General features: G+C 68.3%; 24 protein-coding genes and 3 tRNA genes. 12 read left to right on the top strand and 15 right to left on the bottom strand.

Annotated features, from left to right (window positions below; all coding sequences use genetic code 11):
- The first annotated feature begins 31 nt into the window (after positions 1–31).
- Positions 32–1,048: a dTDP-glucose 4,6-dehydratase gene (gene rfbB / locus ACWEH3_RS13880; protein ID WP_450018019.1), complete on the top strand. Its 1,017-nt coding sequence runs from the start codon at positions 32–34 to the stop codon at positions 1,046–1,048.
- A 36-nt stretch (positions 1,049–1,084) separates the two neighbouring features.
- Here rfbB and ACWEH3_RS13885 read toward each other — a convergent pair whose 3' ends face one another.
- Together ACWEH3_RS13885 and ACWEH3_RS13890 are read right to left on the bottom strand one after the other, a co-directional pair.
- Complete coding sequence (locus ACWEH3_RS13885) at positions 1,085–2,677, bottom strand: DUF2142 domain-containing protein (RefSeq protein ID WP_450018017.1); 1,593 nt, start codon at positions 2,675–2,677, stop codon at positions 1,085–1,087.
- A complete protein-coding gene (locus ACWEH3_RS13890; RefSeq protein ID WP_450018015.1) occupies positions 2,674–3,648 on the bottom strand; it encodes a glycosyltransferase in 975 nt (324 codons plus the stop codon). Before ACWEH3_RS13890 ends, ACWEH3_RS13885 begins: the two co-directional genes overlap by 4 nt.
- Before the next feature lie 147 nt (positions 3,649–3,795).
- On the opposite strand from ACWEH3_RS13890, the gene ACWEH3_RS13895 reads away from it, so the two are divergent.
- Together ACWEH3_RS13895 and ACWEH3_RS13900 are read left to right on the top strand one after the other, a co-directional pair.
- Positions 3,796–4,332, top strand: a complete 537-nt coding sequence (locus ACWEH3_RS13895; RefSeq protein WP_450018013.1) for a GtrA family protein — start codon at positions 3,796–3,798, stop codon at positions 4,330–4,332.
- A 134-nt stretch (positions 4,333–4,466) separates the two neighbouring features.
- On the top strand, positions 4,467–6,377 hold the full coding sequence (locus ACWEH3_RS13900; protein WP_450018011.1) for a glycosyltransferase: 1,911 nt from the start codon (positions 4,467–4,469) through the stop codon (positions 6,375–6,377).
- Between the two features lie 95 nt (positions 6,378–6,472).
- Here the strand turns inward: ACWEH3_RS13900 and ACWEH3_RS13905 are convergent, their stop codons facing one another.
- From ACWEH3_RS13905 to ACWEH3_RS13935, 7 genes are all read right to left on the bottom strand, one after another.
- Complete coding sequence (locus ACWEH3_RS13905) at positions 6,473–7,342, bottom strand: SDR family oxidoreductase (RefSeq protein WP_450018009.1); 870 nt, start codon at positions 7,340–7,342, stop codon at positions 6,473–6,475.
- A 143-nt stretch (positions 7,343–7,485) separates the two neighbouring features.
- Positions 7,486–8,202, bottom strand: coding sequence for a hypothetical protein (locus ACWEH3_RS13910; RefSeq protein WP_450018007.1), 717 nt, complete (start codon positions 8,200–8,202; stop codon positions 7,486–7,488).
- A gap of 56 nt (positions 8,203–8,258) precedes the next feature.
- Positions 8,259–9,305 carry a ribosome small subunit-dependent GTPase A gene (gene rsgA, locus ACWEH3_RS13915; RefSeq protein ID WP_450018005.1) on the bottom strand — a complete coding sequence of 349 codons (1,047 nt, stop codon included), beginning with the start codon at positions 9,303–9,305 and terminating at the stop codon, positions 8,259–8,261.
- Between the two features lie 268 nt (positions 9,306–9,573).
- Positions 9,574–10,590: a galactofuranosyltransferase GlfT1 gene (gene glfT1, locus ACWEH3_RS13920; RefSeq protein WP_450018003.1), complete on the bottom strand. Its 1,017-nt coding sequence runs from the start codon at positions 10,588–10,590 to the stop codon at positions 9,574–9,576.
- Positions 10,591–10,660: 70 nt separating this feature from the next.
- Positions 10,661–11,497 (bottom strand): galactan export ABC transporter ATP-binding subunit Wzt/RfbE, encoded by an 837-nt coding sequence (gene wzt, locus ACWEH3_RS13925; RefSeq protein WP_450018001.1) that lies wholly within the window; start codon positions 11,495–11,497, stop codon positions 10,661–10,663.
- Positions 11,498–11,507: 10 nt separating this feature from the next.
- Complete coding sequence (wzm, locus tag ACWEH3_RS13930; RefSeq protein WP_450017999.1) at positions 11,508–12,389, bottom strand: galactan export ABC transporter permease subunit Wzm/RfbD; 882 nt, start codon at positions 12,387–12,389, stop codon at positions 11,508–11,510.
- Positions 12,390–12,614: 225 nt separating this feature from the next.
- Complete coding sequence (locus ACWEH3_RS13935; protein WP_450017997.1) at positions 12,615–13,217, bottom strand: bacterial proteasome activator family protein; 603 nt, start codon at positions 13,215–13,217, stop codon at positions 12,615–12,617.
- A gap of 253 nt (positions 13,218–13,470) precedes the next feature.
- Between ACWEH3_RS13935 and ACWEH3_RS13940 the strand changes: the two genes are divergently transcribed.
- Positions 13,471–14,673 (top strand): cysteine desulfurase-like protein, encoded by a 1,203-nt coding sequence (locus ACWEH3_RS13940; RefSeq protein ID WP_355073057.1) that lies wholly within the window; start codon positions 13,471–13,473, stop codon positions 14,671–14,673.
- Positions 14,674–14,680: 7 nt separating this feature from the next.
- Here ACWEH3_RS13940 and ACWEH3_RS13945 read toward each other — a convergent pair whose 3' ends face one another.
- Positions 14,681–15,688 (bottom strand): NAD(P)H-quinone oxidoreductase, encoded by a 1,008-nt coding sequence (locus ACWEH3_RS13945; RefSeq protein WP_450017995.1) that lies wholly within the window; start codon positions 15,686–15,688, stop codon positions 14,681–14,683.
- A gap of 114 nt (positions 15,689–15,802) precedes the next feature.
- Between ACWEH3_RS13945 and ACWEH3_RS13950 the strand changes: the two genes are divergently transcribed.
- The 3 genes from ACWEH3_RS13950 (at position 15,803) to ACWEH3_RS13960 (ending at position 17,632) form a co-directional block, all read left to right on the top strand.
- Complete coding sequence (locus ACWEH3_RS13950; protein ID WP_450017993.1) at positions 15,803–16,981, top strand: lactate 2-monooxygenase; 1,179 nt, start codon at positions 15,803–15,805, stop codon at positions 16,979–16,981.
- 41 nt (positions 16,982–17,022) lie between these two features.
- On the top strand, positions 17,023–17,523 hold the full coding sequence (locus ACWEH3_RS13955; RefSeq protein WP_450017991.1) for a MarR family winged helix-turn-helix transcriptional regulator: 501 nt from the start codon (positions 17,023–17,025) through the stop codon (positions 17,521–17,523).
- A 24-nt stretch (positions 17,524–17,547) separates the two neighbouring features.
- Positions 17,548–17,632: transfer RNA gene (locus tag ACWEH3_RS13960), tRNA-Ser, on the top strand.
- Between the two features lie 49 nt (positions 17,633–17,681).
- Here ACWEH3_RS13960 and ACWEH3_RS13965 read toward each other — a convergent pair.
- Complete coding sequence (locus tag ACWEH3_RS13965) at positions 17,682–18,755, bottom strand: nitric oxide synthase oxygenase (RefSeq protein WP_450018039.1); 1,074 nt, start codon at positions 18,753–18,755, stop codon at positions 17,682–17,684.
- Positions 18,756–19,273: 518 nt separating this feature from the next.
- On the opposite strand from ACWEH3_RS13965, the gene ACWEH3_RS13970 reads away from it, so the two are divergent.
- Together ACWEH3_RS13970 and ACWEH3_RS13975 are read left to right on the top strand one after the other, a co-directional pair.
- A complete protein-coding gene (locus ACWEH3_RS13970) occupies positions 19,274–20,305 on the top strand; it encodes a Nickel transporter NicT (protein ID WP_450017989.1) in 1,032 nt (343 codons plus the stop codon).
- 71 nt (positions 20,306–20,376) lie between these two features.
- A complete protein-coding gene (locus tag ACWEH3_RS13975; RefSeq protein ID WP_450017987.1) occupies positions 20,377–21,447 on the top strand; it encodes an alpha/beta hydrolase in 1,071 nt (356 codons plus the stop codon).
- Here the strand turns inward: ACWEH3_RS13975 and hisC are convergent.
- Entirely contained in the window at positions 21,444–22,517 is a 1,074-nt protein-coding gene (gene hisC / locus ACWEH3_RS13980) for a histidinol-phosphate transaminase (protein ID WP_355073049.1), read from the bottom strand. The genes ACWEH3_RS13975 and hisC overlap by 4 nt on opposite strands.
- A gap of 116 nt (positions 22,518–22,633) precedes the next feature.
- Here hisC and ACWEH3_RS13985 point away from each other — a divergent pair, with 116 nt between their 5' ends.
- The 3 genes from ACWEH3_RS13985 (at position 22,634) to ACWEH3_RS13995 (ending at position 23,623) form a co-directional block, all read left to right on the top strand.
- Positions 22,634–23,338 carry a dienelactone hydrolase family protein gene (locus ACWEH3_RS13985; RefSeq protein ID WP_450017985.1) on the top strand — a complete coding sequence of 235 codons (705 nt, stop codon included), beginning with the start codon at positions 22,634–22,636 and terminating at the stop codon, positions 23,336–23,338.
- 88 nt (positions 23,339–23,426) lie between these two features.
- A tRNA-Ser gene (locus tag ACWEH3_RS13990) sits at positions 23,427–23,516 on the top strand.
- A 34-nt stretch (positions 23,517–23,550) separates the two neighbouring features.
- Positions 23,551–23,623: transfer RNA gene (locus ACWEH3_RS13995), tRNA-Arg, on the top strand.
- A gap of 128 nt (positions 23,624–23,751) precedes the next feature.
- On the opposite strand, the gene ACWEH3_RS14000 is transcribed toward ACWEH3_RS13995, so the two are convergent.
- From ACWEH3_RS14000 to ACWEH3_RS14010, 3 genes are all read right to left on the bottom strand, one after another.
- Positions 23,752–24,468 (bottom strand): maleylpyruvate isomerase family mycothiol-dependent enzyme, encoded by a 717-nt coding sequence (locus ACWEH3_RS14000; protein ID WP_450017983.1) that lies wholly within the window; start codon positions 24,466–24,468, stop codon positions 23,752–23,754.
- 448 nt (positions 24,469–24,916) lie between these two features.
- Positions 24,917–25,309, bottom strand: coding sequence for a RidA family protein (locus tag ACWEH3_RS14005; protein ID WP_355073044.1), 393 nt, complete (start codon positions 25,307–25,309; stop codon positions 24,917–24,919).
- A gap of 194 nt (positions 25,310–25,503) precedes the next feature.
- Positions 25,504–26,148: a DUF998 domain-containing protein gene (locus ACWEH3_RS14010; protein ID WP_450018037.1), complete on the bottom strand. Its 645-nt coding sequence runs from the start codon at positions 26,146–26,148 to the stop codon at positions 25,504–25,506.
- Positions 26,149–26,191 lie beyond the last annotated feature (43 nt).

Below are 26,191 nucleotides of genomic sequence, written 5' to 3' on the forward strand. Positions count from 1 at the left end.
GGTGCGGCGCGGTCCCACGTACAGTCATGGGGTGCGATTGCTCGTCACCGGTGGCGCCGGATTCATCGGCGCGAACTTCGTCCAGCAGACCGTGTCCGCCCACCCGGATACGGCCGTCACCGTCCTCGACGCCCTGACCTATGCCGGGAACCGGGCCTCGCTCGACCCGGTGGCCGATCGCATCGAGTTCGTGCACGGCGACATCGCCGATCTCGACTTGGTCGACGAGCTGGTCAGCGGCGTGGACGCGGTGGTGCACTTCGCCGCGGAGTCGCACAACGACAACTCCCTCGCCGAGCCGTGGCCGTTCGTGCAGACCAATATCGTCGGCACCTATTCCCTCCTGCAGGCCGTGCGCAGGCACGACGTGCGCTACCACCACGTGTCGACCGACGAGGTCTACGGCGACCTCGACCAGGACGATCCGGCCTTCACCGAGACCACCCCGTACAACCCGTCCAGCCCGTACTCGGCCACCAAGGCCTCCAGCGATCTGCTGGTGCGCGCGTGGACCCGCTCGTTCGGCGTACGCGCCACGATCTCCAACTGCAGTAACAATTACGGGCCCTATCAGCACGTGGAGAAATTCATCCCGCGCCAGATCACCAATCTGATCGATGGGGTCCGTCCCCGGCTCTACGGGGCGGGACACCAGGTACGCGACTGGATCCATGTCGACGACCACAATCGCGCCGTGTGGGAGATCCTGCGCCGGGGGCGGATCGGGCAGACCTACCTGATCGGCGCCGACGGCGAACTCGACAACAAGTCCGTGGTGCAGATGATCCTCGCGGAGTTCGGCCGCGACCCCGGCGATTTCGACCACGTGACCGACCGGCCCGGCCACGACCAGCGCTACGCGATCGACGCGACGTTGCTGCGTTCCGAGCTCGATTGGCGCCCCCGTTACGCGGACTTCCGCGCCGGACTGGCCGCGACGATCCAGTGGTACCGGGACAACGAGAACTGGTGGCGCCCGTACAAGGCCGTCACCGAGCACGCCTACCTCGCCGCGGGCGAGCGGACCCTCAGCGCGGCGGGAGACTGAAAGGCGCACCGGGAGATACCCGAGACGCCGCGCCGCTCAGCCCCAGACGATGGTGTAGTACTTCGCCGCCGCCGCGATCAGCGCCACGCTCGTTGCCACCAGCACGGTGACGGCCGGGCCCACCGTCGGGGTCTTCCCCGCGGAGTCCGTGAGCCGCAGCGGCATCCAGCGCAGCAGCACCGCGAGCGTCACGATCGCCAGCGGCACGAAATAGCGGCCCTGCACGCCGTCGATGATGTAGTACCCGACCGGCGTGAACGACATGTACAGCGTCACGTAGATCATCGCGACGCTCGCGGCCATGGTCAGCGCGACGATCAGGGTGCGGCGGAAGGCCGGGACGGTCATCCGTTCCGCGATGCCGATGCTCACCGCGAACGCCAGCAGGCAGGCCAGCATGGCGATGGCGGGCACGTCGACGTAGGCGAAGCCGAGTTCGCCGAAGAACTGGCTGAACCAGCGCTGGTCGCGCAGGGCGATGCTCTCGCCGAACACGTGCACGAACTCCGGTGGATCGCGCAGGATGCCGCTGAGCTGGTCGCCGGGACGCACCGAGTGCCACTGGTGCGGCGGCCGCATCAGGCCCATGCCGTCGCCGGTGGGCGCCGCGATCTTCATCCACACCGCGAACGCGAGCGCGCCCGCCGCGGCGAACACCCACGGAATCCCGCGCCGCCACCCGCTGAATCCGAATCGGTCGGCGGGCACCAGGGCGACCAGCAGCGCGAGCAACACGTAGGTGGGCTTGCTCACCGGCAGCAGGATCGTCGCGGCCAGCAGCGCGCCGATCTCCACCCGACCCAGTCGCGTGCCGAGGAACATGGCCTTCACCAGCAGCGCGGAGACCAAGATGGCCAGCGCGTTGGTCATGGTGTCGGCGGTCACCGTGCCCGCCTGGAACACCGCGATCGGCAGCACCGCGACGGTGAACGCCAGCCACTGCACCCGGTGCGCGCGCAAGGCGTACATGCCGAACCCGACCACAGCGAGGTAGGCCACCAGTCCGGCGAACCGGGTGAGCAGGAGCAGGCCGCCCACGTTCAGCCCGAAGAGCTCGCCGAGGCGGATGCCGATAGCGGCCGGAATGTAGGGGATCGGCGAGTAAGCCGCGGTATTGGTGAACCACACCGGTTCGGTGGCGTCCGAGACCGCGGCGCCGGTCAGTTGGTCGTAGCGGGCCGGGTCGGCCACCATGGGATCCGGTTCGTCCGGGTTGGTGGAGTAGTCCCGCAGCGCGTAGCCCATCAGCTCGGTGATGCTGGACGGGACGTCGCCGCCGTAGGCGATGCCGCGATCGTCGTGGATCCGCTGCGGCAGGAACCCGCCGTGCGCGACCTGGTAGGCGCGACCGAACTGGGTGATCTCGTCATGACCCCAGAACGGCGGGGTGAGAACGGTGAACAGCGCACCGAAGATCGTCGCCAGCAGGGTGAAGGCGATCGTCGCCGCGCCCAGGCGCGTCACCACTCGCTCCGCGAGACCTTTCGCCGACCGGTCCGTGCCGGTGGTCGCCGCCTCGGCGTCCACAGCCGGTAGCGGGGCGGTGTCGGTCGCGGGTAGCGGCGCGGTGTCCGAGCGCTCGTCCAGATTCTCTTCCGGCGTCGCGGCCCGATCCGCCGAGGTCGTCAACGCCCGGCTCCGCCGTTGCCCGCGCTGCGCGGGTCCTCCGCGCCCACCGCGGTGTAGCGCAGGTAGACCAGGCGCGCGGCCTCGTGGCGGGAGCGCCGGATGCCGTCGAGGATCAGTCCCGCGGTCCAGGCGAGGCTGCCGAGCAGCAGCAGCGTGAAGGCGAGGAACAGCGTCGGGAACCGCGGCACCGTGTGGGTGTTGTAGAACTCGACGACGATCGGAATGGTCAGGACGATCGAGACCAGCCAGCTCAGCGTGCCGAACAGGCCGTAGAACGCGACCGGCCGCTCGTGCCGGGCCAGCCCGATGATCAGGGCGAGGATCTTGAATCCGTCGTGATAGGTGCGCAGCTTGCTCTCGCTGCCCGCCGGACGATCGCGGAAGCCGACCGGCACCGCCGTCCGCGGCACCCGCAGGTGCAGGGAATGCACCGTGAGCTCGGTCTCGATCTCGAATTCACGGGACACCGCCGGAAAGCTCTTCACGAACCGGCGGGAGAACACCCGGAAACCGGAGAGCATGTCCTCGACGTTCTCGCCGAACACCTTCCCGACCACGCCGTTGAGCACCTTGTTACCGGTCTCGTGGCCCGCGCGGTAGGCCGAGGCGCCCTCGTCCTGCTTGCGCACACCGAGCACATGGTCGTAGGGGCCGTCGAGCAACGTCTTGATCATCAGCGGCGCGGCGGACGCCTCATAGGTGTCGTCGCCGTCGACCATCAAGTACACATCCGCCTCGATGTCGGCGAAGGCGCGGCGCACCACGTTGCCCTTGCCCTTGGTGTGCTCGTGGCGCACGATCGCTCCGGCCTCGCGTGCGCGCTCGGCGGTTTTGTCCGTGCTCAGATTGTCGTAGACGTAGACGACGATTCCCGGCACGGCGGCCTGCAGATCGGCCACGACCTTGGCGACCGAGGCCTCTTCGTTGTGACACGGAACCACGGCGGCAATACGGAGCTCGGTGGAGTCCACCCGGGTCAATCCTCGCGATCGGTGGTGAATGTGGGAACACGGGGAGGGTACAGGGAACTCACAGTTTGCGCGTGGCCGACCTCACCGTGTGCGGAAGCGGAATTTCCCCGCGCGGGCGCTTCGGCGCTCCTGGGGTACCGTCGGGCCGTGCCATCCAGTGAGTCCACCGCACCCGCGGACGAGCCAGTGACGCAGGAGACCGAAGCGGTCGTTCGCAAGGTGCTCACCGCGCTGCGCAGAGGCGGGGCTTTCCTGGTGGTCGGCGCGATCGGGTTCCTGGTGGACGCGGGCACGTACAACCTCCTGGTCTTCTGGGGTGGCGAGGGCGTGCTGTATCACTACCCACTGCCGGCCAAGATCATCGCGATCGCGGTGGCCACGGTGGTGACGTATTTCGGCAACAAGTGGTGGACCTTCGCGCACAAGCCGACCGACAATCCCGGGCGCGAATACCTGTTGTACGCGTTGTTCAACGTCGTCGCGATCGGCCTGCAACTGGGCTGTCTCGGCTTCTCCCGCTACGTGCTCGACCTGTCCAGCCCGGTGTCGGACAACATCTCCGGTACGTTGATCGGGCAGATCGTGGCCGTGGTGTTCCGGTACTGGGCCTATGACAAGTTCGTCTTCACCGGAGCGCGAGCGGGTACCGGCAGTGCCACCGACAACGAATCGGCGAACGTTTAGCAATGCTTCGAGCACACGTCGGCGTGGCCGTACGGCGGGCAACCGCACGGGGCGGTTGATATCCTCACCCCCGCCGTGAAGGCATCGAGGGGCGTGTCTGTCCCGTCCGGCACAATGAGAATTTCGAGGATTTCATGGATCAGTCGGCTATCGAGGCCGTTACCGAAACAAACGATCGCTCGACGGCCGCTGAGGCGCCTGCCGCGCTGCGCGCCGACCATCGGGCGCCGGACCGGCTAGTGCTCCAGCGCGGTATCTTCGCCGGTCCGTCGGCGAAGGTGAGCGACGAGCTGTACGCCGTCGTGAAAGGTGGCGCGCACCGAGAACGCCAGACCCTGCGTTTGGACAAGGGCGCGACCGCGCACACCAACACCTATTTCGGCCGGTTCGCCGCGAGCTACTGGCAGCGCTGGACCACGGTCACCGAGGTGCGGGTCACCATGGTGCTCGACGTCGCCGCCAAGGCGGCCATCCGTCTGGTGGCCTCCGACATCGCGGGTCACCGCAGGATCATCGACACCCAGCGGGTCGACGCGAGCGGTCCGGTCACCCTGACCGCCCCGCTCGACCAGTACGTCGACGGCGGCGCGCTGTGGCTGGAGTTCGACGCCATCGGCGGCGCGCTCGGCATCGCGGAGTTGAGCTGGACCGCCGTCGCGCCGGAACGCGTCCGTCCGGTCGCCATCGCGATCTGCACCTTCAACCGTGCCGAGGACTGCGCCGAGACGGTCGCGGCGCTGTCCTCCGACCCGACCGTGCTCGCCGCGATCGACGCGGTGTACGTCGTCGACCAGGGCACCGATCTGGTCGAGAACCGGCCGCGATACCAGGAGGTCGCACCGGTCCTCGGCGAGAAGCTGCGCTACCTGCGTCAGCCGAACCTGGGCGGCGCGGGCGGCTTCACCCGGGGGCTCTACGAGGTGTCCGCGGTCAACGAGCACGCCGACGTCATCCTGATGGACGACGACATCCTGTGCGAACCGGAGACGGTGCTGCGCCTGAACGCGTTCGCCAACCTGACGGTCGAACCGACCCTGGTCGGCGCGCAGATGCTGTTCCTGCTCAACCCCGACTACCTCAACGTCGGCGCCGAGGAAGTGCACCTGAACCGGCTGCGGCACGGCCAGAAGGTGCCCAAGGCGCTGCGCAACACCAGCATGTTGAAGAAGAACCAGGAGCGCCGCGTGGACGCGGGCTACAACGCCTGGTGGACCTGCCTCATCCCGGCCGAGGTGGTCGCGAAGATCGGCCTGCCGATCCCGATCTTCTTCCAGTGGGACGACGTGGAGTACGGCATCCGGGCGCGCGAGCACGGTTTCGTCACTGTCACGCTCCCCAACGCCGCGGTCTGGCACGCGGACTTCTACTGGAAGGACTACGACGACTGGGCGCGCTACTTCAGCACCCGCAACTCGCTGATCGTCGGCTCGCTGCACACCGAGCTGGACGGTAAGGACATCGCGGGCCGGCTGTTCCGGGAGATGTCCGAGCAGCTGGTCGCGATGCAGTACGGCTTGGTGCACACCACCCTGCAGGGTATCGAGGACTTCTTGGAGGGCCCGAAGGTGTTGCGGGACGGCGGTATCGAGGCGCTGGCCGCCGCGCGGACCAGCCGGGCCGACTACGCCGAGACGATCAAGCATCCGGCCTCGACGCCGCCGGTCCGTTCCGCGGACATCCAATTGCGCCGTGCCGGTGGGGAACCCAGCCGCGCGAAGCTGGTGCTGATCAAGCGCGCGATCAATCAGTGGCTGGGCCGCACCCAGCACGGCATCATCGGCGTGACCAGGGAAGACGCCTACTGGTGGCATGTCTCGCTGTTCGACCACGTGGTGGTCACCGACGCCTCGCAGTCCGGTGTCCGGGTGCGTCGGCGCGACAAGGCCCGCGCGCTGCGACTGCTGCGGCGGATGGTGCGTGTGCTGCGTCGCCTGCGCCGCGAGCTGCCCGCCGTCCAGGCGCAATACCGCGCGGCCATGCCGGAATTGACCAGCCGCGAGAATTGGGAGCGGTTGTACGGGATCGAAGGTCGGCGCGACAGCTGATTTCGTTGGTACATGGGTAACTCATGGGGGACGGGCTGACCAGCCCGTCCCCCATTGCAGCCGCGAACGCTGCCGCCGCGGCACCTGAATCCGGCCTACAGGGGCGGAGAGGCGGACAGGAAGAGGTCGGTGGTGAGTTCGCCATCGCCCGGGGTGACGCGGTACTTGTCCAGGTCGGTGATGCCGTGGGCGGCCAGGACGTCATCGTCGATGAAGAAGTTGCCGCTGGTCTCCTTGCCGGGCGAGGTGAGCACCAGGTATGCGGCGTCGGCGTAGATGTCGGGGGTGCGCGAGGTGGAGACCATCTCCTCGCCGCCGAGCAGGTTCTTCACCGCCGCGGTGGCGATCGTGGTGCGCGGCCACAGTGAATTGACGCCGATACCGTCGCCTTTGAGTTCCTCGGCCAGCCCCAATGTGGTCAGCGACATGCCGTACTTGGCGATCGTGTAGCCCAGCGCCATGCCCGCCCACTTGGGGTCCAGGTTCAGCGGCGGGGACAGCGTCAAGATGTGCGGGTTGCGCCCGGCCTTCGCCGATTCGCGCAGATGCGGGATGCTCAGCTTGGACAGCAGGAAGCTGCCTCGGCATTTGATGTCCTGCATCAAGTCGTATTTCTTCATCGGCAGTGCGTCCGTGGGGGACAAGTCGATCGCGGAGGCGTTGTTCACCACGATGTCGATGCCGCCGAACCGCTCGACCGTCTGGCGCACCGCCTCGGCCACCGACTCGTCGACGCGAACGTCGCCGACGAACGGCAGAACCTGCCCGCCCTCCGCCTCGAGTTCCGCGGCGGCGGTGTGGATGGTGCCCGGCAGCTTGGGATGCGGCTGATCGGTCTTCGCGATCAGAGTGATGTTGGCGCCGTCGGCCGCGGCCCGCTTGGCGATCTCCAGCCCGATGCCGCGACTGCCGCCGGACATGATCATCGTCCGGCCCGCTAGCGGCTTGGATCCCGGTTCCGTCATCTGACCTGCTCCTTCGTTTCCGCCGCAGGCATCAGCCCGCGGCTGTACGCGCTTGCAGACTAAGCGTAAACCCGCTCATTATGCAACCAGTTGCATAGGTGAGGCGAAGAGAGGGCACCGGCATGCCGGTGCCCTCTTCCGGTTCAGGCCGTGGCGGCGATGAGCACGATGTTCAGCAAGAACATCAGGCCGACCAGGGCCCAGACGATGTACAGGAACAGCAGGCCCGGCGCTTTCTGCGGAACCGGTCCGATCGCGCCGTTGAGGAAGAGCACAACCGGCGGCTTGTAGTAGAACCGCGCGGCCTGTCCCTCGGCGATCGGCACGGTCACGTTGGCCGAACCCATGTCGAACAACCACGGGGTGGCGACCCGGACGTGGTACTGGCCCGGGCCGACCGGAATGTGGTTCGCGCCCCAACGGGTGTTGGGCACCCGCTGTCCGTTGACCAGGATCTTCGGCTTGGTCAGCGCGAGCATGAACGTCCAGAGCGAGTACGAGGCATCGATGGTGATGCCCGGCGGATCGGCGGGTCTGCCGTAGCCCTGGGGGCCGAACTGCTGCGGTTGACCGTACGGTTGCGGCTGACCGAACTGCTGCGGCTGGCCGTAGGGTTGCGGCTGCCCGTACTGCGGTGCGGGCTGGGCGAATTGGGGCGCGGGCTGCCCGTATGGCGACTGGCCCACCTGAGGTTGGGCGAGATGCGGTTGGCTCGGATGCTGCCCCGCGGGCGGCGCGTACTGCGCGGGCGCCTGCTGAGGCGGGTACTGGCCGACTGGCGGCTGCTGACCGAATGTCGGCTGTCCGGGCCATTGGCCGGGCTGCTGACCGGGTGGCGGGTACCCGCCGGGCTGACTCATCTATCCCTCCCAGATAGCGAACGATGCGAAGGGCACCCTACCGTGCCCCCGCTCGATCAGCGTCGTGAGTTCCGCTCCCGGAACATCTTGCGGTGCTGCTTGCTGATGTCCCGCCAGGCTCGCTCGCGCTCGGCTTGCAGCCGTTTGTCGGTGCGCGCCCGCATCCACTCGTTCTCCCGGGCCAGCTTGTCGTAGCTGTCGAGCCTGCGCTGGGTGAGTTCGCCGTTGTCGATCGCCTCCCGCACCGCGCACCCGGGTTCGCCGTGGTGCGCGCAATCGCCGAAACGACACTGGGCGGCGAGGGTTTCGATGTCGCTGAAGGTCTTCTCGATGCCTTCGGCGGCGTCCCACAGCCCGACGCCGCGCAGCCCCGGCGTATCGATCAGGGTGCCGCCGCCGGGCAGCGGGCGCAGCTCCCGGTGCACCGTGGTGTGCCTGCCCTTCTTGTCGGTGTCGCGAACCGCGTTGGTGGCGAAGACCTCCGCGCCGAGCAGCGCGTTGGCGAGAGTCGACTTCCCAGCACCGGAGGGTCCGAGCAGCGCGACGGTGCCGTCGAGCATCGCCGTGAGCACATCGAGCCCGAGGCCGGTGTTCGCGCTCACCTCGAGCACGGCAGCGCCGGGCGCGACGGCGCGTACCTGGGCGAGCGGGAGGTCGTCGGCCGCGTCGGCCTTGGTGAGCAGCACGATCGGCTGGGCATTGCTCTCCCAGACCAGCGCGAGCATGCGTTCGATGCGGCCGAGATCCACGTCGCCGTCGGCGGCGGCGCAGATCAGCACGGTGTCGACGTTGGCGGCGAGCACCTGGCCCTGGGACCGGCCGGATACCGACGATCGCATGATCGCCGATCGGCGCGGCAGCAACCGGCGCACCGCCGAGGTGGCGTCGACGGACACCCAGTCGCCGGTGCACAGCCCGCTGACCTCGGAATCCGGGCGCGGGCAGCGAGCGCGGGCGAGCCCGTCGGGCGTGGCCACATCGCATTCGCTGCGGTCCATGCGGATCACTCGCGCGGGCACACAGCCTTCCTCGATCATCGAGGCGTACTGCGCGGCAACGGCTTCGGTCCAGCCATAAGGGACGAGAAGGTCGTGGTCGACCATGATGGAAGGAGTCCTTCGTCGGGCGCCGAACCCGACGAAGGGTTCAGCGAGCGGAGAATGAGGTGGAGTTTCGTGTGGCGGCATGACCGACGTCAGCTCGCCTGAACACGACAACCCGAACGTTCCTCGTCACGGTCCACACCTCCTTACCTCTCTCGCGGTTCTGCCTACTCTTGCACTCGACTCCGGCTCCGCACAACCGAATTAGCGATGGGTCGGGAGCCGCGCATCGGACTGATCCGACGCGCCGCGCGGCGACCTTCCGAGCTCAGTCGGGCTTGCCGAACTGCTCGTGGCGGCCGAGTGAGCGTAGGTGGAACCATTCGCGCAGGCCGGCCGGGTCGCGGCGGGTGACAAGGAAGAACCAGGAGAAGCGAACCCACTCCTGGGGCAGCAGTTTCCGCATACCCGGCTGCGACATCAAATAGCCCCGGTTGCGGTAGGTGAAGTAGCGCTTCACCGGATCGTCGGGATATTGCGTGTGCATCCGGCCGCCGAGAATCGGCTTGAACTCCGCCGCACCGTTGGGATGCAGATACGCCGTCTGCAGGCAGGTGCCGAACGGCAGCCCGGAGCGCACCAGCCTGCGATGCACCTCCACCTCGTCACCGCGTACGAACAGGCGCAGATCCGGCACGCCGATCACGTCGACCGCCCGCGCGGAGATCAGCGCGCCGTTGAACAGCGAGGCGATGCCGGGCAGGAAATCGTCGTCGCCGAGTTCGGAGCGCAGCCTGCGCCAGACCACGCCGCGGCGCAGCGGGAAGGCGAGGCGGTCGGGTTCGTCGATATCGCAGACGACGGGCGAAACCTCGACCAGGCCGTGCCGGTTCGCGCAGTCCAGCAGGGTGGACAGCACATCGGGGCCTTCGGGCCTGCCGTCGTCGTCGGCGAGCCACACCCAATCCGCGCCGATGCTCAACGCGTGCAGCATGCCGAGCGCGAACCCGCCCGCGCCGCCGAGGTTGTGCGCCGAGCCGAGGTAGGTGGATTCCACCGGCTGCTCGCGCACCAGATCGGCGACTTCGGTCTCGTTGCCGTTGTCCACCACGATCAGGTGGTCCACCGGCCGGGACTGCGAGGTGACGACCTTCAGTGACTCGGCGAGCAGTTCGCGGCGCTTGTGCGTGACGACGACGGCAACGACGCGCGGCTGCGAATCCGGGTCCGGCGCCGCGGTTTCCACGGCGGGGTCGGCGAGCTCGACGGCATCTTCCGGCGCGGAGCCGACCCGGGCCTGCGCCCCTTCGTCGATCGGGGTGTCCTGCCCGGTCGGCTCACTCATGCTGTGGCCTTTCCGGCATGAGCGGGACCCTCCATGGTCACGCTTCGCTGCCGCCTCCGGGCCTGACCGCTCATACCTGATTCCGCTCCAATTCTCGGTCTGATTTGTCGCCCCGCTCCGCTTCCATCTCGCGCAGCACGGTCGCGACGTGATTCCCCGCCTCCGGCCCCTCATAGGCTCGCACCACTTCTTCGATGCCGCCACGCAAGCGGATCTGGCCGTGGTCGATCCACAACGCCGTGTCGCACAACTGCGCGAGGAATTCGTTCGAATGGCTGGCGAAGACCAGGATGCCCGAACGCGCCACCAACGACTGCAACCGCTTGCGGGCCTTCTTCATGAATTCCGCGTCGACGGCGCCGATGCCCTCGTCGAGCAGCAGGATCTCGGGATCGATCGAGGTGACCACGCCCATCGCGAGGCGCACCCGCATACCGGTGGAATAGGTGCGCAGGGGCATGGACAGATATTCGCCGAGCTCGGTGAAATCGGCGATCTCATCGATCTTCGACAGCATCTGCTTGCGGGTCTGCCCGAGGAACAGTCCGCGGATGATGATGTTCTCGTAGCCGGAGATCTCCGGGTCCATGCCGACGCCGAGGTCGAAAACCGGCGCCACCCGCCCGCGGATGCGCGCACTGCCCCGCGACGGTTCGTAGATGCCCGAGAGCAGCCGCAGCAGCGTCGATTTGCCCGCGCCGTTGTGCCCGACCAAGCCCACCCGGTCGCCCTCTTTCAGCGACAGGTTGATCTCCCGCAGGGCCTCGACCACGACGACGTCGGATTTGTTGCGTCCGATCGCGCCGCCGGCCTTGCCGAGGAACGCCTTTTTCAACGACCGCGATTTGGCGTCGAAGATCGGGAATTCGACCCAGGCTTCCTGGGTCTCGATACTCACACGACTCATCGGGGCGCTCCTATACCCAGTACGGTACGCGCGAACGGAACTGCTTCATCGCGAGGATCGCCACGATCCAGCCCAGCAGGGTGATCACGCCGACGACCAGCCAGTGCCGCAGTTCTTGCGGTTCGCCGAGCAGGGGCGCCCGGACGATTTCGAGATAGTGGAACGTCGGCACGAGTTCGGCCAGCTTCGCGCGGTCGCCGTTGTTCATCTGCGATTGCAGCGTCTTGGTCGTCCACATGACCGGGGTCAGCACGAACAGCATCAGCGTGGTGCTGCCGAGAATCGGCGCGATGTCGCGGTAGCGCGTGCTGAAGATGCCGAACACGATCGATACCCACATCGAATTCAGGAAGATCAGCGCGATCGCCGGAATCGCCATGAGGCTGGCCACCCCGAGATGGCGCCACACGCCGAACGCGGCGAGCATCACCACGTAGATGACCATGTTGTGGGCGAAGAAGAGCAGTTGCCGCCACACCAGCCGGTAGACGTGCACGCTCAGGGCCGAAGGAAGCTGTTTGATCAGGCCCTCGTTGGCGATGAAGACCTCCGAGCCCTCCAGGATGCTCGCGCTGATCACGTTCCAGATGATCAAGCCGACCGTCACGTAGGGCAGATACTCCCGCAGCGGCTGGCCGAGCAGCGCCGCGTACAGCACACCCATCGCCACGGCCTGCAAGCCGGTGGCGATGGTGATCCAGAACGGACCGAGCACCGAGCGCCGGTAACGCTGCTTGATGTCCTGCCAGCCGAGCGACAGCCACAGCTCCCGCTGCGCGAAGCCGACCGCGAAGTCCTGGAACGCGCGCCGGAACGTCTGGGAGTCCGGCACGATCTTCGCCACGGAGGCTCCGGCGTGCAGGGTCTCCGTCTCCGGTGTGGCCGCGCTCACCGGGTGCTCCGGTGAGTCGTCGCCGGAATGCTCCGTGTGCTCGACCGAGGGGGTCGGCGAGCTGTCATCTGAACGCGCTTGGTCATCGGAACCAACTGAGCTCTCTTCAGGACGCACCGCACTCGGATCGGAGACCGAGTCGGAGCGAGCGGCAGCGGCGGGCACGGTGCACGAGACTACCCCGGCCGCTTCCCGCCGCCGCGTGGCACACGCGCGTCACCGGTCTCACAGGTACTGGCCGGAACCGCCGGTGATGTGACCGGCTTGGCCGCCGCGCGGGTCGGCGGCGTTGAGGCCGGGCGGCAGCGCGCCTTGGCGCATCTGTTCGAGCTGGGCGCGCGCGGCCATCTGCTGGGCGAACAGCGCGGTCTGGATGCCGTGGAACAGGCCCTCCAGCCAGCCGACCAGCTGGGCCTGCGCGATCCGCAGCTCGGCGTCGGTCGGGACGGCGTCGTCGGTGAACGGCAGGGTGAGCCGCTCGAGCTCCTCCCGCAGTTCCGGGGCGAGGCCCTGCTCCAGCTCCCGCACGGAGGACGTGTGGATCTCCTTCAGGCGATTGCGGCTGGCCTCGTCCAGCGGGGCGGCGCGCACCTCCTCGAGCAGCTGCTTGATCATGGTGCCGATGCGCATGACCTTCGCGGGCTGCTCGACCATGTCGGCGAGCGATTCGCCGGTTTCGTCCCGATCGTCCGACTCGTCCTTGTTATCGTCGGCCACGACCTGCGCGGTGAAGTGAGCCCCCGGTCCGGCCGCCGCAGGGATGGCCAACGGCCTGCCGTCGGGTCCGACGACGACGATGTGGTCCGGTGCCTCGTCCGAGTGCGTCATGGTCCCTATCATGTCGTGTTCGCTCCGAACGCGCTAAGCCGGTGTTCCGCGGACGGGGCGCACCGGGCAGGGCGCGGCGCGTGTCGCTGGTACGCACCGCCCTGGGAGCCGGCGTTCTATTCTGTTCGGGTCGTGTGATTCGGATTTGTCGAAAGTCGGTCGCCATGCTGAGTCCCAGGTCGCTGTGCTCTCGCCACGATGTGGAGGGGAACGCGGTTACACAGGCTCGCCCGCTGCCCTTAGAGTGGCCAGCATGACTTACGACGTCGCGCGGGTTCGGGGCCTGATACCGTCCCTGGGCGACGGCTGGATCCATCTCGACCCGCAAGCGGGCATGTTGATCCCGGACGCGGTATCCCGGGCTGTCTCAACGGGTTTCCGAACTTCTTCCTTCTCGCATATCGGCCGAACCGCCGCGGCCGTGCGCAGCGCGGCGATTCTGGACGCGGCCCGCGAGGCCGTCGCGGACCTGGTCGGCGGTGACCCGGCGGGTGTCGTGCTCGGTCCCGACCGTGCGGTCCTGCTGGCCTGGCTGGCCGAATCGCTGAGTTCCCGCCTCGGACTCGGCACCGGCATCGTGTTGTCCAGGCTGGACGACGAGGCCAATGTCGCGCCGTGGCTGCGCATCGCCAACCGCTACGGCGCGCACGTGCGCTGGGCCGAGGTGGAGATCGAGACCTGCGAGATGCCGTCCTGGCAGTTCGAGGAGCTGATCGGACCCACGGCGCGGCTGGTCGCCCTCACCGCCGCCTCGCCCATCGTCGGCTCGGCGCCCGCCGTGCGGGTTGCCGCGGATCGGGTGCACGAGGTGGGCGGCCTGCTGGTGGCCGACGCGTTCGGCGCCGCGCCCTACGCGCTCATCGACATCGAGGAACTGAACGCCGACGTCGTCGCGTTGAGCGCACCGGCGTGGGGCGGTCCGCAGATCGGCGCGCTGGTCTTCCGTGACCCCGCGTTCCTGGATCGGATCCCGTCCATGTCGCTCAACCCCTATGCGAAGGGCGCCGAGCGGCTCGAGGTCGGCGGGCACCAATACGCGCTGCTCGCGGGCCTGACCACTTCGATCGATTTCCTGGCCGGGCTGGACGAGCGGGCCCACGGCACCCGGCGCGAGCGGCTGGAGATGTCGATCACCTCGTTGCAGGACTACCACGACCAGCTGTTCGAGCACCTGATGAGCATGCTGGACTCGATCCCCAGCCTCACCGTGATCGGCCGCGCGTCCACCCGCATTCCCACGGTCAGCTTCACGCTCGCGGGCATGCAGGCGGAGAAGGTCGCGGCGAAGCTCGCCGACAACCGGATCGGCACGGTGAGCGGTGTGCACGGCGGCAGCAGGCTGCTGGACGCGCTCGGCGTCAACGACGAGGGCGGCGCCGTGACCATCGGGCTCGCGCCCTACACCACCAAGTTCGAGATCGATCAGCTCGGCAGGGCGCTGCTGGCGCTGGAGTGAGCGCCGCTCAGAGCTCCGCCACCCGCAGCACGACCTTGCCGAACACCTCGCCGGAGTCCAGCAGCCGGTGCGCTTCGGCGGCCTCCTCGATCGGCAGTTCGGCCGCGATGACGGGCGCCACCGTGCCGTCGGCGATCAACGGCCACAGCTGCCTGCGCACCTCGGCCACGATCTCGGCCTTGCTGCCTGGGCCGGTCACCGGTCGCGCGCGCACGTTGGTGGCGTGAACGGTGCCCCACTTGCGCAACAGGGCGCCCAGGTTCAGTTCGGCGGTCGCTCCGCCCTGCATGCCGATCACCACGAGGCGGCCGTGCTCGGCCAGCGCGTCGACGTTGCGTCCCAGGTAGGTGGCGCCCATGTTGTCGAGGATGACGTCCGCGCCGGGGCCGCCAGCGCCCGAGCGCTCGGCGCGCACGGCCTCGACGAAGTCGTCTTCTTTGTAGTTGATCAGCACGTCCGCCCCGAGTTCCGCGCAGCGCGCCAGCTTCTCGGCCGATCCGGCGGTCACCGCGACGCGCGCGCCGAGGGCCTTCGCGACCTGGATGGCGTGCGTACCGATCCCGCTGCCGCCGCCGTGAATCAGCACCAGCTGGTTGGCCCGCAGACCCGCGGTCATCACCAGGTTCGACCACACGGTCGCCGCCGCCTCGGGCAGCCCGGCGGCCGCGCCCAGGTCCAGGCCGTCCGGGACCGGAAGCACCTGGGTGGCGGGCACCACGACCCGCTCGGCGTAGCCGCCTCCGGACAGCAGCGCGCACACTCGATCACCGACCGCCCAGTCGCGCACTCCGTCGCCGATTCCGGCGATCACGCCGGAGCATTCCAGGCCGAGTATCGGGCTGGCTCCCGGCGGGGGCGGGTAGAGGCCCTGACGCTGCAACAGATCGGCCCGGTTGACACCCGCGGCGGCCACCTCGATCAGCACTTCTCCGTGTCCCGGCTTCGGCTCCGGCACTTCGGCCAAGACCATGACATCGGGACCGCCGGAACCGTTCAGATCTATAGCGCGCACCATGCCATAGTGCTCCGCGCGGACGGACGGCCGCGCGCTGGCCCCCGGAGTCGACCTTTCCGGACCGATCCGGCAAGCGGCCTGCGGTGACCGGCGTCACGGACTACCGTTCCGGTGATGAGTGGCGGCTTCATCGATTTCCAGAACGAGATCTACCTCGGCGGTCTGGGCGGCGTGACACCCGAATTGCCCATGACCGCAGCGGGTCTGGAGTCGCTGGCGCAGGAGCGGCTGGATCCGGCCGCCTTCGCCTACGTGGCGGGCAGCGCGTCCGCGGAGCGCACCGCCGCGGCAAACCGATCCGCCTTCGACCGCTACCGCATCCTGCCGCGGATGCTGCGTGGCTCCACCGGCCCCGGCGCCCGGGATCTGTCCGTCGAGGTGCTCGGTACGAAACTGGCCGCGCCCGTGCTCACCGCGCCGGTCGGCGTCCTGGAACTCCTGCACGAGGGCGGCGAGGTGATCGTGGCGGAGGTGACCAGAGAACTCGGTATCGGCACGGTGCTGTCCACCGCAGCTTCCTCCACCATCGAGGACGTCGGCGCGTCGGCCGGTGCGTGGTGGTACCAGCTGTATTGGCCCTCGGATGACGAACTGGCCTGCTCTTTCGTCCGGCGCGCCGAGCAGGCCGGAGCTTCGGCGATCGTGGTCACCGTGGACACCCCGACCCTCGGCTGGCGGCCGCGCGACCTGGAACAGGCGCACCTGCCGTTCCTGCACGGCAAGGGCATCGCCAACTACCTGTCCGACCCGGTGTTCCGGGCCAAGCTGCCCGCCGCGCCGGAAGAGAGCGAGGAGGCGATGCGGACGGCCATCCTCACCTGGGTCGGCCTGTTCGGCAACCACACGCTGCGGCTCGCCGACCTCTCGCTGCTGCGCGAATGGACGGATCTCCCGATCGCCGTGAAAGGCATCCTGCACCCCGACGACGCGCGTCAGGCAGTGGACGCCGGCGCCGATGCGGTGGTGGTGAGCAATCACGGCGGCCGCCAAGTGGACGGCTCGATCGCGGCGCTGGACGCGCTGCCCGCGGTGGTGGCCACCATCGGCGACCGCGCCGACGTCCTGTTCGACTCCGGCCTGCGCACCGGTTCCGACGTGCTCGTGGCGCTGGCCTTGGGTGCGAAGGCGGTGCTGTACGGGCGGCCGTGGGCCTACGGCCTCGGGCTCGCGGGCGCCGCGGGGGTACGGCACGCGCTGCGCACGTTGCTCGCCGATTTCGACTCCACCCTCGGCCTCGCCGGATGCACCAGCCCGGCCGCAGTGAACCGCGCACTGCTGTCCACGGTGCGCTGACCTGCGAGAGTTGCCCATTTCCGCAGTTCGTCGCGCATAGAATGACCACCGTGCATCCCGAACCGAGCGGTCGCGTCGTGGCCGAGCCCCGCTGGCTCACCCCGGCCCAGCAGCGCGCCTGGCGCGCGTACATGGACGGCCACCAGCGCCTGATGACAGCACTGAATCGTCAGCTGCAACGCGACAGCGACCTGACCGTCGCCGAATACCGAATCCTCGTCCTGCTCTCCGAGGCGCCCGACCGCTCGTTGCGGATGAGCGAGCTGGCCGACGGCGTGCTGTCCTCGCGCAGCAAGCTGACCCACCAGATCCGGCGGCTGGAGGCGCAGAAGATGGTCCGCCGCAACACCTGCCTGGAGGACGGCCGCGGCGTGCTCGCCGAACTCACCGACGAGGGCCTGCGCCGCCTGCAAGCCGCCGCGCCCGGCCACGTCGAAGCCGTCCGCAGCCACTTCATCGATCTGCTCGCTCCGGCCCAGCTCGAGGTGATCGCCGACGTCTTCGGCCGCGTCGACGAGGAAATCGGCAAGCACTCCGGCTGAGCCGTCCGCTACGATCAGGTCCCTGGAGACGTGGCAGAGCGGCCGAATGCACTCGCCTTGAAAGCGAGCGTCGCGAGAGCGACCGGGGGTTCAAATCCCTCCGTCTCCGCTCCACTCGCTGGGTGACCCATGCTCATGGAGAGCATGAGCCGCGGCGGTTACAGTGCCGCATCCGCGCGGAAGTCTCTGCGGACGAAATTCGGCCGGATGTCCATGTCGGGTGGGTCGTAGTAGCGGTGGAAGGTCGGGGTCAGGCCGGACGATATCGGCGGGTTGATCCAGGACCAGTCGGTGGGGCAGGCGCGGCCCGCGGCTTCCTCGCGCTCGACGTGATCGCAGAACTGTTTGGCGACGGTGTGATGGTCGACGATGTACACGCCCGCCTTGCGGAAGCTGTGCAGCACGGCGCGGTTGAGTTCGACCAGGGCCTGATCGCGCCAGAGGTTGCGCTCTGCCCGGGTGTCCAGGCACATCATCTCCGCGATCAGCGGGAGCATGTTGTAGCGGTTGGCGTCGCTGAGATTGCGCGCACCGATCTCCGCGCCCAGGTACCAGCCGTTGAACGGTGCGAACGGGTAGGTCATGCCGCCGATCTCGAGATTCATGTCGGACACCGCGGGCAGCGCGTGCCAGCGCAGGCCGAGACCGGCGAACCACTCGAACTCGGGATGCTCGAGTTCCACCTCGCGTGCGAGCTCGGGCGGGATGTCGAACCAGCGAACCGGCTCGTCCGGTGTACTGATCAGCAGCGGAAGGATGTCGAAAGGCGTTCCGGAGCCGCGCCACCCGAGTTTCATCGCGAATTCGGTGAGTTCGACGTTGGCGGCGTCACCGGTGACCGTCCCGTCCCCGTTGCGATAGCCCGCGTAGCGGATGATCTGCGGGCTCACGATGCGGAACTCGCGCCCGTCCGGTTGCCGCGGCGGCCCGACGGTGATCATCGACTGAATGGCGCCGTTGTTGGTGGCCATGTGCAGGTGCTGCCAGCAGACCTCGGCCAGGTCGCGCGCCGAGCGGACCCGCCGGGCGTCGAGCAATTTCAACGAGCGCCAATGCTTGCGGCCCACACAGCGGGCGTGATTGCGCCAGGCGAGCTTGGCCCCGATCAGAATCTCCTCGGCGGTCTGGAGATAGGAACCGGTCTGTTCGAGTTGCTCCAGCGCGCAGCGTCGGCGCTGCGCGCTCAGGTGCGCCAATTCGGGCAGCCGGAAGAACTCGTCGCACTCCCGCATCCGGCGTTCCAGATCGGGCAGGAAAGCATTTGTGTCCGATTCGTTCTCGATCGAGGAGACGGGCGACACTGGATTCACGGTTTTCTCCGGTCGGGCATAGGTGCTGCGATGAAACAGACGAATCGAGCAGAGAATTCGCGCGGGAAGCGCAGCGGGCACCGCTTCGTCGGGGTGGCCCGCGCATGGCAGATGCCACGGATTAGCTTTAGTTCGAGGCCAACTCAGGAGACACGGGGGCCGTCGCGACTGTGAACCGGACGGCCGGTCCGCACGGTGCGGTGCAGCGCAGTGCGGTGATCTCGGCGCCGATAGTGTGGATGCGCGATCATGCCCGTCCTAGTTCGATACCCGGAAAAGGCTCGGCGCTCAGCGTACGGCGGGTGTGCTGACGGTGTGCCACGATTTGCTGGATTTGCTGGATCGACCCGAGACGCGGACCGGTGCCGGTGCGGTCGAGTATCGTTGACGCGTCTGCATTTCGGGGGTCGAGGGGTTCGCTCGTGCGCAGTGTCATCGGAATGACCATCACCGTCGTGGCTCTGCACGTCCTCGGCTGGGGGACGCTGCTGCTGTTCGTCGCGCCGAACCATTATGTGATCGACGGTTCGGTGTTCGGCATCGGTCTCGGGGTGACGGCGTACACGCTCGGCATGCGGCACGCGTTCGATGCCGACCACATCGCCGCCATCGACAACACCGTTCGAAAATTGGTGGCGGAGAGCGGGAAGCAGCGGGTCCGGACAGTCGGCTTCTGGTTCGCGCTGGGCCACTCCACGGTCGTGTTCGTACTCGTGGCCTTGCTCGCCTTCGGTGTGCGGGCGCTGGCGTCCACCTTGGCGGACGAGGATTCGGCCCTGCAACGCTGGACGGGCTTGTGGGGCACCAGCGTCTCCGGCGCGTTCCTGATCCTGATCGGTCTGCTCAATCTGGCGTCGTTGGCCGGCATCTGGCGCGTGTTCCGGCAGATGCGCCGCGGCGAATTCGACGAGGCGCAGCTGGAACGGCAGCTGGACAGCCGGGGCCTGCTCAACCGGCTGCTGCGGCCGGTGCTCGGCCTCGTCCGCAGGCCGCGGCACATGTATTCGGTGGGCGTGCTGTTCGGCCTCGGCTTCGACACCGTCACCGAGGTCGGGCTGCTCGTGATCGCGGGCGGCGCGGCGGCGACCGGGCTGCCCTGGTATTCCATCCTGGTACTACCCGTGCTGTTCTCGGCGGGCATGGCGCTGTTCGACTCGCTGGACGGTTCGTTCATGAGCTTCGCCTACGACTGGGCCTTCGCCGAGCCGGTGCGGAAGATCTACTACAACTTGGTGATCACCGGACTGTCGGTGGCCGTGGCGCTGCTGATCGGCGGGCAGGAGATCGTCTCGATCTTCGCCGAGCGGCTCGAGGTCCGATCGGGCGTCGTCGCCTGGATCGGAAATCTCGACCTCGGTGATCTCGGATTCATCATCGTCGGGCTGTTCGTGCTCACCTGGGCGGTCGCCGTCGCGGTGTGGCGTTTCGCCGGCGTGGAGCGGCGCTGGCAGGACGGTCTGCCCGTCCGGTGAGCACGGTGCGTGGTCTTCGACACGTCGACGGCCTTCCTGCGGCCATCGACGTCTCTGGCAGGATGGTCGGCATGCTGTGTCGCGGGGTGCGGCGTTGGCTTTCCAGCGCTCTGATCAGTGCCGCACTCGTTTCCGGTGTGGTGTCATTCGGTGCACCCCAGGTCACGGCGGCGCCCGGCAATGCGCCGCCGGTCAACACCGGATCTTCGGACGGTCCCGGCCCGGCCGAGCCGACCAGTAAACAGCCCTCGACGCCGCGAATCGAGCGCATAGAACCGATCAACGATCGGTGGCTGCGGGTCTATGTCGCCTCGCCCGCGATGAGCCGGGTGGTCGAGGTGCAGGTGTTGCTGCCACCCGACCAGTCGCGCCCGCGTCCCACCGTCTACATGCTCGACGGCCGCAGTGCGAGCCCCGACAGCAACAACTGGACCGAACTCGGGCACGCCGACCGTTTCTACGCCGACAAGGACGTCAACGTCGTGCTCACCGTCGGCGGGCCGGCCAGCTTCTACACCGACTGGCAGCAGCCGGACCCGGTGCTCGGCACCAACAAGTGGGAGACGTTCCTGACCAAGGAGTTGCCTCCGCTGATCGACGCGAAGTTCGACGGCAACGGCACCAACGCGGTGATGGGCGTCTCGATGGGCGCGGAGGCCGCGATGATGCTCGCGTTCCGGCAGCCGACGCTCTACAAAGCCATCGGGGCGCACAGCGGCTGCTTCTCGATGGGCACCGACATCGGCCAGGCGCAGGCGCGGGCGGTGGTGGCCACCTACATGGGCGAGCCGGACAACATGTTCGGCAAGCAGGACGACCCCGACTGGCTGGCGCACGACGTCACCCTGCACGCGGACGCGTTGCGGGGCAAGACGATCTACCTGTCGGTCGGCAGCGGTCTGCCCGGCGTGCACGACGTGCCCGGGACTCCGAACGTCGACCTGCCCAGCGCCATCACGTTCGGCGGCCCGCTGGAGGCCGCGACCAACGCCTGCACCCAGCGGCTCACCGAGCGGCTGCGGTCACTCGGCATCCCGATCACCGCGCACTTCCGGGCCACCGGCACACACTCCTGGCCGTACTGGGAGGACGAGCTCGCCCTCTCCTGGCCCACGATCGCGCCCGCGATAGGCGTCCGCTAACCCAGGAACCGGGCAAGCACCTCCGGGGCACTGGCGAAGCTCAGGAACAGGTCGTTCTCGTGCGGGTCGCCGATGGTGACGCGCACCCCGTCGGTCCCGTACGGCCGCACCAGCACCCCGGCCGCCGCGCTGGCCTCACCGAACTCGGCGCTGCGCGCGCCCAGCGGCAGCCAGACGAAGTTCGCCTCACTCGGCGGCACCGGGTATCCCGCCGCCACCAGGGCGTCGCGCACCCGCTCGCGTTCGACGACCAGAACGTCCGTGCGATCCAGCAATTCGTGGCGTGACTCCAGCGACGCGATCGCCGCCGCCTGCGCGAGCCTGCTCACGCTGAACGGGATGTGCACCTTCAGCAGCGCCGTGATCACGGCCGGATCGCCCACCGCGTAGCCCACCCGCAACCCGGCCAGGCCGTACGCCTTGGAGAAGGTGCGCAGCACAACCACATTGGGTCTGGTCCGGCCGATCTCGACGCCGTCGGGGCGGTCGGCGAGCCGCACGTATTCGTAGTACGCCTCATCGAGCACCACCAGCACGTGCGACGGTACCGCGTCGAGGAACCGGACCAGCTCGGTCCGGCCGACCGCGGTGCCGGTGGGGTTGTTCGGGTTGCAGACGAAGATCAACTTGGTCCGCTCGGTGACGGCGGCGGCCAGCGCGTCCAGATCGTGCACCTGACCGGCCGTGAGCGGCACCTGCACCGCGGTGGCGTTGCCCACCTTGGTCACGATCGGATACGCCTCGAACGAGCGCCACGCGTACAGCACCTCGTCCGACGGTGACGAGCAGGTGATCTGCACCAGCTCCTGGCACAGCGCCACGCTGCCGCAGCCGACCGCGACATTCTCGAAGCCGACCCCGAGGAACTCGGCCAGCGCCGTCCGCAACTCGGTCACCTGGTTGTCCGGATACCGGTTGGCCAGCTCCGCCGCTTCGGCGATGGCTTTGGCGGCGGCGGGCAGCGGACCGACGGTCGTCTCGTTGCTGGCCAGCTTGACCGCGCCGGGATTGCTGCGGCCGGGGGTGTACGCCGGGATCGATTCGAGGTCCGGCCGGATCTGCGCTGTCACACTCCAACCCTAATCGGCGCCGGAAAAGCCCGATCGGCGTACCGGAAATTATCTGGGATATAGGCCCTCACGTGCAATTTCTACCGAAGTTCAGCAACTCGCCCTACGCTGGTTTCATGTCGGGCACCTACGACGATTTGGCCCCGCTGCGGGCGAGCGACCAGGAAGACGAGCGGCCGGCCAGCGGTGGGCAGGTGCCCATCACGGTCGTGGAGCCGGATGGAAACGCCCGCGGCGGCATCGTGCTGCTGCGCGAGTCGCGCGAGTTCAGCGGCGCGTTACGCGACCTGATGAACGCGCTGGCCGGCGAGGGCTGGACGGTGGTCGCGCCCAAACTCTTCCATCGGGGCGACGGTGAACCCGGCGCCGGGGTCTTCGGCGACGAACTGTTCGCGGACTTCGACGCCTGCTTCGACTGGCTCACCCGGCGGGGGGTGTTCCCCGACACCATCGGCGTGCTCGGTTTCGACTCCGCGGGCACCGCCGCGTTCCTGGTCGCGACCAATCGCCCCATCGGCGCCGCGGTGAGCGTCGCGGCCCACGGCATCACCGAGCCGCTCACCGAGCAGGCCGACGCCCTCGTGCGCGCCGCGCCCAACCTGCAGGCGCCGTGGCTCGGCTTGTTCGGCGTCGACGACCCGTCCACCCCGCCCGCCCAGGTGGACGAGCTACGCGACGCGACCGCCCGCGCCGCGGTCGCCAGCCTGGTGGTCACCTATTCCGGCCTGCACCACCGAGCCGACACCTCCGAGGCGGACGACGGCGACGCGGTCGATTCGCAGACCAGAATCTTCGATTGGTTCGACAGCAACCTACGCTGACCAGCCGTTTTGTGATCTGGTCGGTAGCTCCTGTAACCTTTCTGCTCGGCGGTTCGAAAGGACCGGTGCCCTCGAAGAGAAGGCTCCAGGAGGCGTGCCAGAGCGGCCGAATGGGACTCACTGCTAATGAGTTGTCCCTTCACGGGGACCGGAGGTTCAAATCCTCTCGCCTCCGCCACACCCGGGAAACCGGGTACAACTGAATAACACATGCGCCCGTAGCTCAACGGATAGAGCATCTGACTACGGATCAGAAGGTTAGGGGTTCGAATCCCTTCGGGCGCACTTTTCGGAGGCCCCTCCAGTTTCGGCTGGAGGGGCCTCCGTGTGTCCCATGGCCGTACTGATGTTCACGAGTGGCACACCAGGGAGAGGGCTTCTCGGGCGATGCCGCAGTGATGTGCCGCTCGTGGTTATTTCCAGGCGGGGAGGGTGGGGAGAGGGCCGGTGAGGTCGGTGCCGGGGGCGCGGCCGAGGAGCCAGGCGGCGAGGGAGGCGGCTGGGCCGGAGATGGTGTCGGTGGGGGAGGGGCCGATGGGAGCGGTGAAATCGGTGTCGGTGGCCCGGATGGTGAAGGCGAGGGGGGTGTCGGACGTCAGGCGGGTGAGGTCGGCGGTGGCTTGGGGGAGGATGCGGGTTACGAAGGAGGCGGGCCAGTTGGTGGGGTGGTAGTTCGCGTTCAGGTCTACGTGGTGAATTTCGACCTCTTGCAAGCGCATCCACAGGACTTCGGTTGCGGGGATGGGGCGGCCCTGGCGGGTGCGGACCTGTGCTTGCCAAGCGTCGTCGGTCAGTGAGCGTGCGAGGCCGAGGAAACGGGTCGCGGCGGCCTCGTTGTCGGCGAGTTGTTCGGCGAGTGGACGGGGCGCGCCCGCCTCGATGTCGGCGTCGCGCAGGAAAGGGCTGGCGTATTGCGGGATTTCGACGCCGGTGTGCGCCCACAGCAGGAGGTTCACCAAGCTGTCGGCGTTGCGGGCGAGGTGTGCGAGGACGTGGCCGCGGGTCCAGCCGGGCAGCAAGGAGGGTTCGGTCACGGCGTGCTCGTCGAGGCCGCGGATGGTGTCGAGCAGGCGTGCGGTCGCCTCGGCGACGGTGTCGAGGTGCACGGGAGTCTGCGAGGCGGTGGTCACGGTTTCGACCCTAGCGAGGCGAGACCCGGTCCGCCGCGAACGACGGGCCGGACCCGGCCGATCGAAGGTCATCGGAAGTGTTGTGGGCCTGCGTGTCGTGCCGTCAGTCGTCACCGGTGTGGTCGGCGCTGGATGACGCGTGAGACACCGGATTCCGACAAGGACTCAACGCCAGGCGCTACATGGAAGCCCGCAGCGCCGACATCCGACAACGCCGTGGTCGCACTCGAGGGGAGATCGCCGGCGGTGCAGGGCGGTGAACCTCCGGCCGCCGTCGTGGGCGACAAGCCGTGATTCCGCCCAGGACTGGCAGCGGGCTGCGGCGATCTGGGATGAGTGCGGTCGCCGCTCGTTTCGCGCGACCATCCATCCGCTTCGGCGGCTGACGCCTCGCCGGTTCGGCAGGTAGCCGGACAAACCACGGCGGCCTGGAAGCTCGCCCGGCGAACTACCCGCCGACGATCGCGTCGGCTTCGATCTCGACCAGCAGGGCCGGGGTGATCAGGGCCTTGATCTCGTACATGGCCGTGGCGGGACGGATCTCGCCGAAGACCTCGGCGTGTGCCTTGGCGACCTCGGGCCAGCGGGCGATGTCGGTGACGAAGATGCGGGTGCGCACCACGTCGGCCAGGCTCGCGCCCGCCTCTTCCAGTGCGGAGGCGATGCGTCGCAAGGTCTCCCTGGTCTGCTCGCCGATGTCGTCGCCGCCGACCGCCGTGCCGCCGGGTGCCGAAGCGGTGGTTCCGCTGACCGCGATGACATCGCCGAGCCGGACCGCCCGCGAGTAGCCGACGATGTCTTCGAACTCCGAACCCGAGGAGATGTTCACGCGATCACTCATGCGCGACAGCATCGCACGGCAACCGGGACGAGCCTTCGGCGGACAGTGGAGTGCGGATGCCCGTCGGACCGGCAGCGAGCGCAGGTGGGCGGCTCGAACGTGCGGAGTCCCTCCCGTCGAGCGGGGCGCGATGGTGCCGCCGACGCCCACGACGTTCTCGCCATCCTGGAACAGGCACGAGCGGACGCCTGGTGTCAGCTCGACTCCCGCCCTTCCACGACCACCGCCGCGGCCAGCGCGATCAACCACAGCGACATCGCGCCCACCTGGATCCGCTGGGCGATGCCGAGGGCGTAGTTCCCGGGCAGGTTGTCGGCCACCAGCATCCACACCGTCGCCAGTGACCCGATCACCAGCACGACCAGGCCGGATTCGCGCAGCACCCGCCAGCGTCGATAGCGGAACGCGGCGAGGCTGAAGGCGAAGGCGGCGACCGCGATCGAGGTGACCGCCAGCGTGCTCGTCAGCGCGTGCGGCTGATGCAGTTGCGGAAATAGTTCGCTCGGGCCGCCGCACCCGCTCTCCCCGGGGACGCAGTCGTGCAGCGGCAGCAGCACGTCGGCGACGGTCGCCGCGCCGAAGCAGAACAGCGCGATCCAGCCGACGTTGGTCAGCCTGCGACGTGGAAACAACAGCAGCCCCGCGAGCGCCGCGGGCATGAGTGCCACCCCGACGATCAGGTCTGCGGTCGCGAACACCTCCCGGTACGGCTTGCCCTCCGCGTCCAGTTCGCTGAGGAACGTGTCGACCGGGTCGAGGTCGATGCCGAGCACGAACTGCAGCACCCAGGAGGAGTAGCAGATCCCAGCGATCGCGATCGCCGCGGCGACCAGCACCATCGCCGGTCGTACGCGCCGAACAGCGATCTCCGGGCCACTCGTC

Source organism: Nocardia sp. NPDC004718 (assembly GCF_053601535.1).

What these genes read in the sequence shown, in the direction of transcription:
- ACWEH3_RS13945 (WP_450017995.1), bottom strand. Translation starts at nt 15,688, where the DNA reads ATGGTGCGCGCTATAGATCTGAACGGTTCCGGCGGTCCCGATGTCATG.
- rsgA (WP_450018005.1), bottom strand. Translation starts at nt 9,305, where the DNA reads ATGGTCGACCACGACCTTCTCGTCCCTTATGGCTGGACCGAAGCCGTT.
- ACWEH3_RS13905 (WP_450018009.1), bottom strand. Translation starts at nt 7,342, where the DNA reads ATGACGGAACCGGGATCCAAGCCGCTAGCGGGCCGGACGATGATCATG.
- ACWEH3_RS13965 (WP_450018039.1), bottom strand. Translation starts at nt 18,755, where the DNA reads ATGCGGGAGTGCGACGAGTTCTTCCGGCTGCCCGAATTGGCGCACCTG.
- ACWEH3_RS14010 (WP_450018037.1), bottom strand. Translation starts at nt 26,148, where the DNA reads ATGGTGCTGGTCGCCGCGGCGATCGCGATCGCTGGGATCTGCTACTCC.
- ACWEH3_RS14005 (WP_355073044.1), bottom strand. Translation starts at nt 25,309, where the DNA reads ATGAGTGATCGCGTGAACATCTCCTCGGGTTCGGAGTTCGAAGACATC.
- ACWEH3_RS13935 (WP_450017997.1), bottom strand. Translation starts at nt 13,217, where the DNA reads ATGACGCACTCGGACGAGGCACCGGACCACATCGTCGTCGTCGGACCC.
- glfT1 (WP_450018003.1), bottom strand. Translation starts at nt 10,590, where the DNA reads ATGAGTGAGCCGACCGGGCAGGACACCCCGATCGACGAAGGGGCGCAG.
- ACWEH3_RS13975 (WP_450017987.1), top strand. Translation starts at nt 20,377, where the DNA reads ATGCTGTGTCGCGGGGTGCGGCGTTGGCTTTCCAGCGCTCTGATCAGT.
- ACWEH3_RS13940 (WP_355073057.1), top strand. Translation starts at nt 13,471, where the DNA reads ATGACTTACGACGTCGCGCGGGTTCGGGGCCTGATACCGTCCCTGGGC.
- ACWEH3_RS13900 (WP_450018011.1), top strand. Translation starts at nt 4,467, where the DNA reads ATGGATCAGTCGGCTATCGAGGCCGTTACCGAAACAAACGATCGCTCG.
- ACWEH3_RS13985 (WP_450017985.1), top strand. Translation starts at nt 22,634, where the DNA reads ATGTCGGGCACCTACGACGATTTGGCCCCGCTGCGGGCGAGCGACCAG.
- ACWEH3_RS13970 (WP_450017989.1), top strand. Translation starts at nt 19,274, where the DNA reads ATGACCATCACCGTCGTGGCTCTGCACGTCCTCGGCTGGGGGACGCTG.
- ACWEH3_RS13950 (WP_450017993.1), top strand. Translation starts at nt 15,803, where the DNA reads ATGAGTGGCGGCTTCATCGATTTCCAGAACGAGATCTACCTCGGCGGT.
- wzt (WP_450018001.1), bottom strand. Translation starts at nt 11,497, where the DNA reads ATGAGTCGTGTGAGTATCGAGACCCAGGAAGCCTGGGTCGAATTCCCG.
- ACWEH3_RS13955 (WP_450017991.1), top strand. Translation starts at nt 17,023, where the DNA reads ATGACCACCGTGCATCCCGAACCGAGCGGTCGCGTCGTGGCCGAGCCC.
- ACWEH3_RS13910 (WP_450018007.1), bottom strand. Translation starts at nt 8,202, where the DNA reads ATGAGTCAGCCCGGCGGGTACCCGCCACCCGGTCAGCAGCCCGGCCAA.